Origin of the sequence: Microcoleus sp. S36b_A4, assembly GCF_036700645.1 — a bacterium.
Classification (GTDB): Bacteria; Cyanobacteriota; Cyanobacteriia; order Cyanobacteriales; family Microcoleaceae; genus Microcoleus.
On record NZ_JAUBPI010000130.1, the window covers coordinates 1 to 14,275 of the forward strand.

Genomic DNA, 14,275 nt, shown 5'->3' on the forward strand with positions numbered 1-14,275 from the left:
TAGCAGGCATTCACTTTGTCTGAATATCATTATGTTATATTATACCACTATGCGTTTTAAATGCACAACAGCTTACCCTTTTTTTTTAGTACCCGTCTTAGTCGGTCGGGACTTAATTTAATAGAGCGCTCTTTTTCTAATTTATCAGCTAATTGAAAACTGTTATATGTACGTGGTTCTTTTTTTAAGCATTCTGACAAAAACTCTATATCTTCTTCTTTCCATTTGGCTTTTACCCCTCTACCTGGTTTTTCCCAAAGGCTTTCTATACCAAATTCTTCCCATTTATGTAAGACTGCTCTCACTGTTTGTGAAGCCCAGTTAAAGTGAGTAGCTATTTTCTCAACATACCAGTCATTTGCGTTTAACCTGATTACTTCTGCTCGATCTTTGACTTTCTGTGGTACTTTCGCCGTTCTCAGATTAAATAGGGTTTTGTCTTGCTTTTGAGTCAGAAATACTCTTAATCGAGCGCCCATATATTAATTATCTCACTAAAGCTATACCTTTCTTTATGTATCTTAACATAGTTTTGTTTTTTTTCGCCGACCTACTTACTTATTAATTACTTCCGCCACGGCGATTGCGTAACTTTCGTCCAGCAGCCAGCATAGCGCCTCCCGCCATCAAACCCCCCACAGTCATCGGTTCGGGAACCGGTTCAGGTTGAACCGTCCCCACAGAACCGCCTTGAATAAATACAGCAGAATCTAACTTGCCATCGCCCACATCTTTAATGCGGATACTGAGAACATTCGTCTGATTTTGCTTGAGCAAACCCTCAAAACCTAAAACTTTAGTAAAACCGTCCAGCTTAACGATGTTAGCAGCAATACCTGTCAAACTTGGGTTGTTAATATAGTCGGGGTGATCTTTAGAGCGATTATATGGATCTGGAACAAGATTATTAATCGTAACTCTTTTTCCGTCGCTCAATTTTGCCAAATTAGTGCCGTTCAACAGCAGTTCAAAATCGTCATTATATTTAGAACCGCCGAACTCAGGAAACTCCTCAGAAGCAAATACATATTGAAAGAACAATTTTTCAACCGTACTATTAGCAAAAAAGCTGAGGTTTAGCTGAGTCAGATCCCCTTGTTCACCCTTAGCACCAAAATCCGTGCTTAAATCGCTGTCCTGTGTCGTGAAGTTATCTTTCCGATTCTGACCCGGTATATCGGTGACTTTACCAGTGCTCAGAACAACACCTGATGTCAAACCGAAGGGGTCATTAGTGAAAGTACCAAAAGCAGCCGAATTACCCGTAATTGAAACAGAGAAATTACTCAACCCGGCTGTATTAGTCCCCAATAAATTATTTTTTAAAGTCTCAGTGTTATTAGTTGCCCCTACCGAAAATGCCATTGCTGGCGCTGCCAACAAACTCATAGCAGTAGTTAATGTAGCTGTTAAGCCAGCAATTTTGTGAGTAATTATCATAAATTTTTCCTGGAAGATACAAACCTGATCCAATGCCCAACTTCATTTTTACATTATATAAGTATCAATGTCTAGGGCCTTTACAATAACTTTACACATAAGTGTATATACGTTTTTTGGGGCTAATTTTTTGGGTAGTTCTTGGCAATTATTCAGCCTCTAAACTTCAGCGCAAAAATACGGATGCAAAAATACACTTACACAGACTAATAATTTCAGGAGTTACGCACTGGAGACCCAAAAAACCGGGTTTTGATACCGTTGGCGCTCTCCAAAATGACTAATAGCTAATGACTAATAGCTAATGACTAATAGCTAATGACTTATGAAAGATGACTTCGCCCAAAAAAACCATAGGAGCCCCGGATTCCTGTCGTAGAGAGATCAAAATTTTTGATCCGAGTTCAACATTCCAGATTCATCTGTGGAGTAAATCTAAAATCGTTGAGTCGCCAAAGTCTCGCCCCGCTCTAAAATCTCTAATCGACTGACTGTTGACTAAAACCCCCTTGCTTCTCCTTCGCCACGCCGATCGGCAGCCCCTTCCAACCAACCGTCTGCAGTCCGGACGATCGCATTGGCATTGCCCCAGCCGTCACCTTCAACAATCTGGTGTCCCCGCCGCCGCAACTCCGAAAGCGTTGCAGCCTCAAAACCTCCCCGTTCCACCCTCAGCCGATCGGGTTGCCACTGGTGGTGTATCCGAGGTGCAGACACAGCATCGCCGACATTCATGTCGTGAACCAATACGTTCAGTACAATTTGCAACACCGTGGTAATAATCGTGCTGCCTCCGGGAGCCCCTGCAGCGAGGCGAAATTTGCCATTTTCTGTCACGATGACCGGCGTCATGCTCGATAAAGGAGTTTTGCCCGGGGCAATCGAATTTGCCTCCCCGCCCACCAAACCAAACAAATTCGGCACTCCCGGCGCCGCTGCAAAATCATCCATCTCGTTGTTGAGCAAAATTCCCGTACCCGCGGCCACGACTCCAGCCCCAAAACCGCCATTCACCGTAAATGTCAAGCTTACTACATTGCGCTCTTTGTCAACTACCGTAAGGTGCGTAGTTTCCGGAGACTCCCACAGGAGACGGTTCAAAGTTTCAGCGTCAACAGCCTTTACCTCGCTGGAGGGTCGGGCTTTTGACATTTGGATTTGCGATCGTCTCAATTTGGCATAATTCCTACTACTCAGAGCTTTGACCGGTACACTCACAAAATCCGGGTCGCCCAAATACTCAGCCCGATCGGCATAAGCAATCCTCATGCTCTCCGCCAGCAAGTGCAAAGTATCTGGACTTTGCCTTCCCAACCTCTTGAGATCCGTATCTCCCAGAATATTTAAGATTTGCAACAAATGAACGCCGCCGGAAGAAGGAGGCGACATCGCGCAAATTTCATAAGTGCGAAAGTTGCCACAAACCGGATTCCGCCAAATCGGCGTATAGTTTTTCAAATCTTCCAGAGTGATAATACCGCCGTTTTTAGCCATGTCGGCGGCGATCGCCCGCGCAATGTCCCCGGTATAAAAACTCTGCGGATTTTGCGCAATCTGCCGCAAAGTCCGCGCCAAATCCCCCTGTACCAAAAGCTCACCCGGCTGGTATAAAATGCCACCGCGAGTAAAAACCTCCAGCGCCGCCCGGTTTTTTTTGAGCACATCCTGTCGTCGCCCGGTAGCCGTCGTAAACCGCGAACTTACCGGAAAGCCTTTTTCAGCCAGGGCGATCGCTGGCGCCACCACCTGGGCCCAAGGCAACTTACCATACTCGCGGTGCACCGTATAAAGTCCAGCAACAGTACCCGGAATACCCGCCGCCAAATGCCCGTCCAGACTTGCCCTTTGGCGCACCTTGCCTTGCTTGTCGAGGTACATATCCCGCGCCGCCCGTTTCGGAGCTCGTTCCCGGAAATCCAGCGCTTGCACAGTCCCCGTTTCCGCCCGCCGCAGCAGTAAAAAACCCCCGCCACCGATACCCGCCGAAAAAGGCTCCACCACCGAAATCGCCAAAGCCGCAGCAGCCGCCGCATCCACTGCATTGCCGCCCTGTTGCAGCAGGGCCAGCCCTGCAGCGCTCGCCAGAGGGTGAGCCGAAACTGCCATCCCCTGTTGGCTGCGCTGCTGCTGCAAGGTTGGCTGTAGCTGTTGCTGGCAGCTACCCAACACCAAGACAGTTAGGCAAGAAGTATAAATTCGCACTTTGCTCAAGAAATTTGGCAACATTTTTTACGCGTGAGGCGAGGATTTTTTATAGTATACTTTTAGGAGCATCTTCCCTAAAACCTAGCGGTACTAAGTTCAATCGCAGATAAATTACCTGTTATGGCAGACGGGAAAACGATTTGACCCTGGGAGGCGATCGGGGTACAAGAGGAAGAGACAAATCAGGGACAGACGGTGGCAATTTAATAATTAAACAAGTTTGCAAAAGCAGTTTTTTTGATAGAATACCGATTTCAAAAAAGCTGATAAACTCAGAAAAAGGGCGTGGCTGATTTAAGGTAGGAAAAACTAAAGATGCCAATCATATAAACCCTGGTTCACAAAGCTTCTGAATTTTCCAATTATTTTTGTTCCCTAGGCTGATTAAGCAACAGCAAAACAATCAGTATTTTAGGTGATGGCTAGGGTAAGGCAACACATAGAGTAATTCCAAATGAGTCGTATTTTTTTACCCCACCCCAACTTTACCAAGGGAGGCAGTAAGAAATTCACAAATGATTTACGATTGCTGGAACAGACTTAGTTATAGCTTTTTTTGGGAATTTTTTCGACTTTCGGTTAATCAGTAAACCATGTTTTACTGACTCTTGATATAGAAATTTATCAAATAATTGTAATTAGGTTTGGAGGAAAATTTCAAATTCCTCATTCCCAGTTTTGGCGCAATAAAAAAATTATGATTAGCGATTAACCGGAATCGAACTGAGTCATAACTGCAATTTTTTAGTAGCTATATAGTTATCAAACCAATAATTTTGGGTGAGGTCGGGTTTTTCTTGGTAAGTCCTATTAAAGCAAAAAAATGCGATCGAATTTAGGACAGCTCCAGTCCCCGGACAAAACCCTCAATCCATCGCAGCCGTCGCCTTTGTGTCTGAAAAATTGCCCGCCAATTAATAGTCTGCACTCCGCCTGCTAAGGGCTGTCCCCTCCTTATGGTAGATAACACTCACGTTGGTAAACCTGTTATATTGGCAGTATGTAGGCAAGTTTTCTGACTACAGGTACTTGCACGTAAATGAGTCAGAGTGTAGGCTTCGATACTATACTTCGGTGAACAACTACCAAACCACACCTTAATGCAAGTTATGAATAGCCAAAAAATAAGTGTAATCATTCCTGCATTCAATGCTGCCGACACTCTGGCCGAGACAGTTGCCTCCGTACTCAATGGTACCCACAAAAATTTAGAAGTTTTAATTGTTGATGACTGCTCTACTGACACTACTGACAAAGTTGCTGCTAAGCTGGTCGAGCAAGATTCGAGAATTCAATACTTCAGGAATCCTCAAAATTACGGGGTTTCTAAGTCGAGAAATTTAATGATATATCGCGCCACAGGCGAGTATGTAGCGTTTATCGACAGCGACGATACCTGGGAACCCAATAAGTTAGAAGTTTGTTTAAAGATGCTCGCAGACAATCCCGAAGTCAAAGCTGTGGCTCACGCTTTGCGATATTTAGACAAGCGCGGCAACAAGTTGAGTTACATTCCCACCTATCCTACAACTAAAGCAGAAATGCAGGCGATTAAGGAGACAGGCGAAAGTCCGTGGGTTTTCCCGTCTTCTGTTGTAGTCTATCGCTCTATTCTACTCCAAGAAGGCGGCTTTGCAGAAGATTGGCAGGTAGGAGAAGATACAGAGTTATTTACTAAACTTGCTCAAAAGTATGGCTTGCTAGCGGCGACAGAACCTTTGGGAAATTATCGAATTAGAGGGAACTCTCTCACAGATAAACACTGGCTGAAGAAGCGCATAGCTTCTGATTGTGTCAAGGAAAACCAACTGCGGCGCTTGCGGGGAGAAAAAGAGTTATCACTCCAGGAGTACGAAGAGTTATGTTTTAAGAATTTGCCGCTTTTGCAAAGGCTTAACAAATTTCGAGAAGTTTTGGCACTGCACTACATGAGAAAGGTGGGACAAAGTTGGTTAAATCGGGAGGTTTTGCCGACTATTGTTTACGGCGTGGCTACCACAGTGCTCAATCCTCAAGCTACTGTGCACAAGTGGAAATGGATGAAAACTCACGAAAAGTTGAGTCATCAAACGGCAGAAGGTATTGGTCATTGTGCAGAATTAAACTCCCAGCGATCGTCTGAAATCGGGGGTTGATCCTAAAGGATGTTATAGTTGTATAGCCTTTCTCAGTAACATGAGGTGCACGCTTGATAAGGGGGCATAGAGCATAGAGCATAAAGCATAGGGTATACCTCACCAAGATTGAGAACTGCTATATGCGGGTTTAGTCAAGAAATTAGGTGCTGCCAATAAAGCCAAATCAAAGCCGATCGCCTAGGGGCTGATTAATACGCGATGTTGGGGTCTTGATCCGTATTTGACTGCGAATATTCTGTCGGGTCAATTACCCGCAATACCAGCTACAGCGGCTTGCAGCCGTGCAGTGGCAGACAATATAAAAATTTTTGCGAGATCGGATGTCAGTCTTGATTTATTCTGCCACTAGCTTCAAGCCTATACAAGGCACTAATAGCAGCGATCGCCAGCCGTGCTATTTGCCATCACAACAGTTAGAATAAATAATGTATAAGTAAAAAGGAAAGTTTTTGGAATTAAAAAATGGGTAGCAAACCCCTTTTTGATGCAAAAAATAAAAGCAAAAATTTATAAAACATTCTGCCTTTTACCTTCAGAGGACGATCGCCTTTTTATTTGGAATTAGATTGAATTTATGGACTGGCAAGAAATTTCTGGCAACTGGGTATTAATTCCGTCAAGACCGATCGCGATCGTACATTTTCTCGGTGGTGCATTTGTGGCGACAGCACCGCAACTCACCTATCGCTGGCTGTTAGAGGCTTTGGGGAATCAAGGATATGTTGTAGTAGCAACGCCGTTTGTCAATACTTTGGATCATATTGCGATCGCCCGCGATGTCCTCAACAAATTTGAAAATGCCCTCGATCGCCTGCGCGCCACTAAATTGCTCAAATCTTCCTATCTCCCCATTTACGGTATGGGACACAGCATGGGATGCAAACTCCACCTCCTGATTGGTTCGGTGTTTGACATAGAAAGGGCAGGCAATATTCTGATTTCTTTCAACAATTATGCGGCATCCGAAGCAATCCCGATCGTCGAGCAAATTTCCCCTGTCTTTAACGTCGAGTTTACCCCTTCCCCGCAAGAGACTAATCGCCTCGTCCAAGATAGCTATCAAATTCGGCGCAATCTTTTAGTCAAATTTAACGGCGACAACATCGACCAAACCCTGCTTTTGACCAAACTGCTAAAAGCACGATTTCCCGACATGATTACCGTTCAGACTCTAGCAGGCAACCACCAAACGCCCTTGGGGCAAGATGTTAGCTGGCCTGTGGGTCAAATTTTTACACCTTTCGACGCGATCGGGCAGTGGGTCAAACAAGAAGTGTATCGAGAATTAAATGAATTAAAACGGACAATTCTGCTGTGGCTTAATCCTCTGTCGCGCCTTTAAAATCCGATCAACCCATTAATCAGAAATTTCCTCTACCACTTCCAAAATATCATCTTCATTGTTCGGCCTTGAGACAGGAGTATAATTTTTGACCATCGACAAACAGTTCCGTCCATCAGCCATTCTCTTGTAACTAATACTGTCTGCGATGTCTTTGATTAATTTTAGGCCCCGCCCGCCTGGAGAGTGAATATCGACTTTTTCCGCAATATCTTTGATTTTTTTCTCTAAATCAAACGGATCGCCCGAGTCCCAAATTTTAATCTCTAAAGAGTCAGCGAACACAGTCACCTGAATGTCAACAGGCAAATCCGCTGGTTTGCCCTTGTGGGCGTGACGCACCGCATTCGTAAAGCCCTCAGCCAAAGCCAACTGACACCTTATCCACACACTTGTAGGAATTCGCGAGTCGTACAATTGTGCAAACCACGACAAAACCCAGCTTAATCCATTCAGACCTGTATTGACTTGAAGATCCGCTTTTTTTAGCATCGGCAACTTTTCGGAACCTTTTAATTCAATCACGCTCACCACAGAAGTTCTTCATCGCCCGGTGGGCAAAATACAACGAGACACAATACAAGCAGATAAAATACAACGAGACCAAGTATAACGGCGGCAAAATTGAATGGTAGTTTGAGGATACTAGCTTTGGTGGGCCCTGGATCAATGTCTAATCCACTAATCGGTTAGGCACTATACCATAAATAGCATTTTCATGTCAACGAGCGCCTGTGGCAAATAAAAGTCTATAAAAATTTATATTCTGAGTATAAACTGAGTGAAGTTCGATCGCGCCAAATTTCTATCAAATTTTAACGTAAATTGGACTCAACGACCTGTCCTCAAAAGCAATTACCTCGAAAGCGATGTCAATCAACTATACTCAATCTCAGACAAGGGCGCTGACAGGATATATTTTAAATGACCCCCAGACCTTGAAAAACTTGTAGTACCTAAGTGCCCATGTTTCAAATTCTGGTTATTGACGATGATACGGCTGTTCAAGAACTGCTGAGAAGAACCCTGAAAAAACAGGGTTACGAAGTAACAGTAGCAAGCAATGGCGAAGACGGTGTAGCCCAGGCGCAAAAATTGCGTCCGGCCCTGATAATTTGCGATTGGATCATGCCGCGCTTGACCGGCATCGATGTGTGTCGTCGAGTTAAGGCAGATCCGGATCTGTCAACTACACAATTCTTTTTGTTGACTTCTTTGGGTTCGATCGCCGATCGAGTCAAAGGCCTCGACGCCGGTGCAGACGATTTTATCTCGAAGCCGATTGAACTCAACGAATTGCAGGCGAGAGTACGCGCCGGATTGCGGCTGCACCAACTCAGCCGAGATTTGAAAATAGCCAAGCAAAGTCTGGAAGCAGAGTTAGCCGAGGCCGCCGAGTACGTGCAATCGTTGCTGCCAGATCCGATGACGGAACCTTTCAGCATTGAGGCAAAATTCATTCCCTCCCGGCAGTTGGGTGGAGATTGCTTCGACTACAACTGGCTAGATGCCGATTATTTGGCGATTTACTTGCTCGACGTAGCCGGTCACGGTTTGCGGGCGGCGCTGCCTTCTGTGGCGGTGCTGAATTTGCTGCGATCGCGCACGCTCCCCAACATAGACTATTACAAACCCAGCGACGTTTTGCGGGCCCTCAACACCACCTTCCAGATGAGCTACCAAAATGACAAGTATTTCACCATCTGGTACGGCGTTTACAACCGCATTTCTCGCCAGCTAGTTTATGCTAGCGCCGGCCATCCACCAGCCGTGTTGATTTCCCAGTCCCCTGCGAGCACCGCTAAAATCCAGCGATTAAAAACCCCCGGAATGCCGGTCGGGATGTTCCCTGACGCCCCCTATGTCGATAATTGCTGCGATGTAGAGGATTTGAGCACTCTCTACATCTTTAGCGACGGGGTATACGAGATCCACCAACCTGACGGCAATATCTGGGGGCTTGACCCTTTCGTAGACCTGTTAGCAGCTTACAACGGTGCAAGTGCCGACCAGTTAGAGCTGGTTTTGAACTACATTCAAAAGTTGAACGCTAAAGCAGTTTTTGATGATGATTGGTCTTTACTCAAGGTAAACTTTGGCTAGCTGACTTCTTGCAGTGCATCTGTGACCAAATAGCACAAAGGCAGCAGCCCAAAGATTTAGTTAGTTGAGAGAATTTTGCTATTAAAAGCATCGCGGGTCTGAAATATCTCGAAAACTCGATCCATGCTGGTGAGTTCAAATAAGATGCGGATTTGCTCGTTGATAGAACAGACAACTAATTGACTCCCAGCGGCCCGGACTGTTTTGAGCGCCAAGACTAAAGCGCCCAAACCAGAACTATCCATAAATGTCACATCAGTGAAGTCTATCAATACCACATCGGCTCCCGCTTCCACTAGGTCGCTAATCTCTTGGCGGAATTGACTTGCCTTGGTGCCGTCTAAAATGCCAGAGGGCTGAATAATTTTAACTACAGGACTCATATTTTGCGGTGGGAATGTCAGAATTTCTAGCCAGACTAGGCTAGTATAGCTGCGAGATGGACTCTGATCCAAATAAGAGAGGGGGGAAAGCGCCAGAGCCTGAGAGCGGAAGAATAGTTTTGAGTGAAAAAGATGGTGCTCGTCGCGGATCGTAGCTTAGAGTCGCAGCGCTTCGCCGGGAGTGAATTTGGAGATAGGGACAATCTTTGTTCTGCCGAAGGCCTTCTGGTATTAATCAAACTCGGCTAACTTTGGCGCGGTAGAGCAGTTTGTCGCCTTGTCTGTACCCTGTGTAGCGGACTTTGACGGGTTCTCCGGGTTCGGCTGTTCCTTCCATGAGCTGGTGCTGTTGGGGGTTGTAGGGAATCTGGGCTCCGACTGGGGCGATCGACTCCACTCCCCAATGCTCCAATAACTGCTCGACAGGCCGCAGCAAGGGCAGTAGTTTCTGAGCCCGCAAGTTGTGATTTTCCTGAGCTTTGCTCGCAGCAGTCGGCCACTGCAACATCCAAGATTCTAAAATTTGCACGCTAGATAGCTGGAATTCCTGCATCAAAGATTCTCGCTGCTGTTCGATCGCAGCTTGCAGGCGCTGATATTCTTGTTCTAGGGCTGTCGGTGGTGCCTGTTCTAACTCTACATAGTCTGGCGCCAAGGTTGCGAGCAGTTCATTTAAGGAAATTTGCAAAGCTTGACTGATTTTGAGCAGGATGTTGGCTCGGGTTTGCAAAGCTAAGCCGCGACGCAGGCGGATGACCTGAATTTCGGGAACTCCTGCTTTTTGGCTGAGTTCTCGATCGCTCGAAAGCCCCGCCTGTTCCATCAGGCGTTGCATTTGAGGAGCATAATCTGGAATATTGGCAGTCACGAAAAACTCATCCAAATTAATAAATGGACATATTATCGATCGTAAACTGTCACGAGCCTTAAGGAAATACATCTGTGGGGCGGGCTCGGAGACCCACCCCACAACTTTTTTTGTGGCTATTTGACGGCAACTTTTGCGGCGGCGGCTGTTGCAGTTGTCGCAGAACCTTGCAAATGCGCTTCTAGGAACCACAAACGCTTGTCAATTGTCCGCGAAATTTCGGTGTACAGATCCGCTGTATCGGCATCGCCGAGTTCGCCTGCTTTGTCGATGGCGACTCGCAGGTGTTGGGCGTAGGGTGCGTAGCGATCGGCTAAAGCCGTCACGTATTCTTTCCCATCTAAAATGTCGAAAGGAAACTCTGGCAGGATGGAATCTGCGGCGGCTGTGCGGGCTGTTCCTACAGCCAAACCGCCCAAAGCTGTGACCCGTTCGGCAACCAAATCGATGTATTCTTCGAGTTCTGTTGCCATTTCGTCAAATAGCAAGTGCAACTGGTAGAAGTCCATGCCTTTGACGTTCCAGTGAGCTTGCTTGACTTGAGTTTTTAAGTCCAGAGTCGTTGCCAGCGTGGCGTTGAGCAACCCCACTACTTGAGAGCGGGTGGCGGCTGACATATCGATCCGGGTGGGGTAAAGATGTTGTTTGTGATTGTTGGTAGTCATAGGTTTTTAGCTTGTTATTAGTGATTGTCGATCAAACTTCTTAGAAAGGTTTGGGCGATTGAATGTTTGCCTGCGTGGTGAATTTCTCTTGAGAGGCTCAGGCTAGGTGCATCTGCAACACCGCACGGGGAGCTCGGCGTACATTACAGCGGATAGTTTCTAAACCGAGACGCTGGCAAGCTTCGTACCGGTGGCAGCCGGAAAATCCGTAATACTGACCATCTACTTCTAGCACGTCGATGGGTTCGTTTAAACCTACCTCGCGGATCGATTCCAGGAGGGCGGCGACTTTGGTTTGGTCGTTGACTCGCGGCAGGGGGCGGCGAATCTGGTTGAGGGGAATTTCTTCTATCCTCATGGCGGCTCTCTTTTTTACTTATAGCTAAATCATACTCGTTATGACTTCGTTTTGTCAATAAATATGAGGACTTACGCAAAAACCTTGTTTTTGCTGGGAATATGGGGGTTAGAAAATCGCAACTACTGCTATCTGGTCGGGAAATCCCATACAAATAGCTATGAATTGGCAACACTCAGCACAGGCAGGATTTTTCATGCCTTTCGATAGATCGATCGACCTCAACGTTCTAGGTACAGTGGGAGAAAATATAAATTGTGGCTTGAAATTATGGCATCCTCCCAACCCCTCAAAGGCATTGAATTGATCGACTGCGCCAAAGCTAACGCCCAACAAGGAATCGCCACAGCCGCGAAGCTTTGCGGCTACGGAGGCGACCTCAACACCTTCGAGCGGGAACTGAAAAAGGCTTGCCAAGACATCGGCGTCGAAGTCAAGGAGTTAAGCGACTTGATTACGAATCAGCAGATGATGAAACAAGGAATGGGTATTGAAGTCGCTCCAGATACTCCCTCAGAACTCTAGCCTCAATCTCCACCGCACCAGTTTGAGAGCTAAGATTGCCCTGATACGAGTATTTTGAGTCTGCTAGCTGAGGCAGGCTAGAATGTTTTGCATGGGAGCTTCCGACTTTTGGCAGGAGTCGTGTTTTCTCCCGCGAAGAGGGTGCTTTCTGGAGGGTGCACAGATTGTTAGGAGGACTGTCGTGTCAGATCAGCAAGACCGAATAATGCGTTTGTTTATAGAGGAGGCTAAGGAGCACCTCGATACTCTAGAAAATGGTTTAGTGGATTTAAAGTCCACAATGAAAGACCCCGAAAGCGTCCAAGAGATGTTTCGAGCCGCCCATTCCGTGAAAGGAGGGGCGGCTATGCTTGGCTTAGATAGTATTAAAACAACCGCTCACCGTTTGGAAGATTGTTTTAAGGTGCTCAAGGACGGGCCCGTCAAGCAGGTTGACCAAACGGCAGAATCCCTATTTTTAAAGGGAGTTGATACGCTTAAGGACTTGCTGGGGCGACTGGAGGGGCCTTTCGGCTTGAGGAATGAAGAGGGAGAAAAACTCGTGCAGCAGGTGATGCCTGTTTTTGCTCAACTCGAAACTCACCTCGATAAATTGGCGTCAGGGAAAGTGCAGGCGGTTGCTGCTGGGTCTGGTATCCCCGCTGCTTCAACAGCGGGCGCTGTGCCGCCAAATTTTGCTGTTGAAGTGATGACTTTACTCAAAGAAATGTTGCAGGTGTTCAAGCAGAAAGAATCGGCTGCTAGTCGCTCTGAGTTGACGGCTGTGTGCGTTCGCCTCTATAAATTGGGAGGTAAAGTAGAGACTTGGCAAAATTTAGTAAAAACAGCTAGATCTGCGATCGTTAATCCCAAAAACTCTTATAAAGTCTTAGCTCCGTTGATTATCAAAGAACTCAAGGAAGCTGGCGATTTAGTACAAGTGGGGAAAGTCAAGACGATCGTTCCGAGTAAAAATTTGCTACTTTTGGCAGCAAGCCCAAAACCAGCCGCCCCAGTCGCCCCAGCCGCCCCAGCCGCCCCAGCCGCCCCAGCCGCAGCGTCGAAGCAAGTCGCACTTCCGGCTGAACCGAAGGCGGTAGTCAAGCTTTTGCTCAAAACTTTCAACAAAAAGCAACTCTCGGAAATCGCCAAGTTACTGGTTAACGCCATCAAATCCTCGAACTAGGAGGTGTGGCAGTAGAAGATAGAATCAAAGCAATATTTGTGAGGCGGATAATTTTCTGGGGGTGCTGGCAGCCGCTCGTTGAGCAGCAACTCGAAAAAATTCACTCATTCGAGATTTTTGCCCTCTACCTTCTACTGTTGGGCAAGCCTGCGTTAGAATTAGTGGATATGTAGGCGTGCAATATTGTACCAGAATTAAAAATCGAGCAGGCTTTATAAGGCAGTAGCTGTGAAACCAATTAGTTCATTAGAAGATGCTTTAAACCGCTGTCAGGCGATGGGAATGCGCTTGAGCCGCCAGCGTCGATTTATTCTAGAACTTTTGTGGGAGGCAAAAGAACACCTCTCGGCTCGCGAAATTTACGATCGCCTCAACAAACAAGCGCATTCGATCGGGCATACTTCTGTTTATCAAAATCTAGAAGCTTTGTCGAGAGCAGGGATTATTGAGTGCATAGAACGTTCGGAGGGACGCTTGTACGGCAATGTCAGCGACTCTCACTCTCACGTCAATTGTCTTGATACGGCTCAGATTCTCGACGTTCATGTGGAACTGCCGATCGAATTGATCGAACAAATCCAACAGCAAACTGGTGTCAGAATTGTAGACTACCGGATAGATTTCTACGGATATCGCTCTGCCGAGTCCGCCACGGAAGCATCGAGTGTCAGCGATACGCCAAAGGCTTCGTAACGGATAAAGCAGCGGCTGTTGGAAGCAAAACTGATATTTGTACTGGGTGGATCGGTGGTATAAAATGATTTAAGTATTTAGCTGGGTTCGATCGGTTTTTTTGCCGTCGCCAGCCGGAATTTGGTACAGTCGAAAAAAAATGAAAACAGAAAAATGAAACTCGATCGACAAGTTGGGCGATCGGGAATAAAATTTACGACTAAACCAAAAAATCATTTCTACCCGGTACACCTAAAAGTGTAGACCAAATCCGGCTGTAATGCCCCTTTATTTTTAATCGGCTTGGAGGAGACGAAATTTAGTGTAGTTGCGGTTTCAAGAGACTGTTGGCGAATTCGCAGGGGGTGTTACCCATCACCTCTGGGAGGCAGTATTTCCGTTCACTATTGG

At 46.4% G+C, this 14,275-nt stretch carries 15 protein-coding genes; 7 read left to right on the top strand and 8 right to left on the bottom strand.

What is annotated here, in order from left to right; translation table 11 throughout:
• Nucleotides 1-56 precede the first annotated feature (56 nt).
• The 3 genes from QUA03_RS26355 to ggt form a co-directional block, all read right to left on the bottom strand.
• Nucleotides 57-479 carry a helix-turn-helix domain-containing protein gene (locus QUA03_RS26355; protein ID WP_333216323.1) on the bottom strand — a complete coding sequence of 141 codons (423 nt, stop codon included), beginning with the start codon at nucleotides 477-479 and terminating at the stop codon, nucleotides 57-59.
• Between the two features lie 82 nt (nucleotides 480-561).
• The gene (locus tag QUA03_RS26360) at nucleotides 562-1,440 is read right to left on the bottom strand and encodes a choice-of-anchor L family PEP-CTERM protein (RefSeq protein WP_333216325.1); all 879 of its coding nucleotides are present in this window, start codon (nucleotides 1,438-1,440) and stop codon (nucleotides 562-564) included.
• 498 nt (nucleotides 1,441-1,938) lie between these two features.
• On the bottom strand, nucleotides 1,939-3,666 hold the full coding sequence (gene ggt / locus QUA03_RS26365; RefSeq protein ID WP_333216327.1) for a gamma-glutamyltransferase: 1,728 nt from the start codon (nucleotides 3,664-3,666) through the stop codon (nucleotides 1,939-1,941).
• Nucleotides 3,667-4,754: 1,088 nt separating this feature from the next.
• Here ggt and QUA03_RS26370 point away from each other — a divergent pair.
• Together QUA03_RS26370 and QUA03_RS26375 are read left to right on the top strand one after the other, a co-directional pair.
• Nucleotides 4,755-5,780, top strand: coding sequence for a glycosyltransferase family 2 protein (locus QUA03_RS26370; RefSeq protein ID WP_333216329.1), 1,026 nt, complete (start codon nucleotides 4,755-4,757; stop codon nucleotides 5,778-5,780).
• 577 nt (nucleotides 5,781-6,357) lie between these two features.
• On the top strand, nucleotides 6,358-7,125 hold the full coding sequence (locus QUA03_RS26375; protein ID WP_333216331.1) for a DUF1350 family protein: 768 nt from the start codon (nucleotides 6,358-6,360) through the stop codon (nucleotides 7,123-7,125).
• 15 nt (nucleotides 7,126-7,140) lie between these two features.
• Here QUA03_RS26375 and QUA03_RS26380 read toward each other — a convergent pair whose 3' ends face one another.
• Nucleotides 7,141-7,659: an ATP-binding protein gene (locus tag QUA03_RS26380; RefSeq protein ID WP_333216333.1), complete on the bottom strand. Its 519-nt coding sequence runs from the start codon at nucleotides 7,657-7,659 to the stop codon at nucleotides 7,141-7,143.
• A 432-nt stretch (nucleotides 7,660-8,091) separates the two neighbouring features.
• On the opposite strand from QUA03_RS26380, the gene QUA03_RS26385 reads away from it, so the two are divergent.
• On the top strand, nucleotides 8,092-9,228 hold the full coding sequence (locus QUA03_RS26385; RefSeq protein ID WP_006632014.1) for a PP2C family protein-serine/threonine phosphatase: 1,137 nt from the start codon (nucleotides 8,092-8,094) through the stop codon (nucleotides 9,226-9,228).
• A 56-nt stretch (nucleotides 9,229-9,284) separates the two neighbouring features.
• Here QUA03_RS26385 and QUA03_RS26390 read toward each other — a convergent pair whose 3' ends face one another.
• The 4 genes from QUA03_RS26390 to QUA03_RS26405 form a co-directional block, all read right to left on the bottom strand.
• Nucleotides 9,285-9,611: an STAS domain-containing protein gene (locus QUA03_RS26390; protein WP_041623653.1), complete on the bottom strand. Its 327-nt coding sequence runs from the start codon at nucleotides 9,609-9,611 to the stop codon at nucleotides 9,285-9,287.
• Between the two features lie 235 nt (nucleotides 9,612-9,846).
• The gene (locus QUA03_RS26395) at nucleotides 9,847-10,551 is read right to left on the bottom strand and encodes a helix-turn-helix domain-containing protein (RefSeq protein WP_333216335.1); all 705 of its coding nucleotides are present in this window, start codon (nucleotides 10,549-10,551) and stop codon (nucleotides 9,847-9,849) included.
• Nucleotides 10,552-10,595: 44 nt separating this feature from the next.
• Nucleotides 10,596-11,144 (bottom strand): DNA starvation/stationary phase protection protein Dps, encoded by a 549-nt coding sequence (gene dps / locus QUA03_RS26400; protein WP_333216337.1) that lies wholly within the window; start codon nucleotides 11,142-11,144, stop codon nucleotides 10,596-10,598.
• A 97-nt stretch (nucleotides 11,145-11,241) separates the two neighbouring features.
• Complete coding sequence (locus QUA03_RS26405) at nucleotides 11,242-11,502, bottom strand: sulfiredoxin (protein ID WP_333216339.1); 261 nt, start codon at nucleotides 11,500-11,502, stop codon at nucleotides 11,242-11,244.
• Between the two features lie 270 nt (nucleotides 11,503-11,772).
• Here QUA03_RS26405 and QUA03_RS26410 point away from each other — a divergent pair, with 270 nt between their 5' ends.
• The 4 genes from QUA03_RS26410 to QUA03_RS26425 all read left to right on the top strand — a co-directional run bounded on the left by QUA03_RS26410 (nucleotide 11,773) and on the right by QUA03_RS26425 (nucleotide 13,885).
• Nucleotides 11,773-12,027 carry a hypothetical protein gene (locus tag QUA03_RS26410; RefSeq protein WP_333216341.1) on the top strand — a complete coding sequence of 85 codons (255 nt, stop codon included), beginning with the start codon at nucleotides 11,773-11,775 and terminating at the stop codon, nucleotides 12,025-12,027.
• A gap of 82 nt (nucleotides 12,028-12,109) precedes the next feature.
• Nucleotides 12,110-13,192, top strand: coding sequence for an Hpt domain-containing protein (locus QUA03_RS26415; RefSeq protein WP_333216343.1), 1,083 nt, complete (start codon nucleotides 12,110-12,112; stop codon nucleotides 13,190-13,192).
• A gap of 5 nt (nucleotides 13,193-13,197) precedes the next feature.
• Nucleotides 13,198-13,365 carry a hypothetical protein gene (locus QUA03_RS26420; protein ID WP_333216345.1) on the top strand — a complete coding sequence of 56 codons (168 nt, stop codon included), beginning with the start codon at nucleotides 13,198-13,200 and terminating at the stop codon, nucleotides 13,363-13,365.
• Between the two features lie 55 nt (nucleotides 13,366-13,420).
• Nucleotides 13,421-13,885: a Fur family transcriptional regulator gene (locus QUA03_RS26425; protein ID WP_333216347.1), complete on the top strand. Its 465-nt coding sequence runs from the start codon at nucleotides 13,421-13,423 to the stop codon at nucleotides 13,883-13,885.
• The last annotated feature ends 390 nt before the right edge of the window (nucleotides 13,886-14,275 follow it).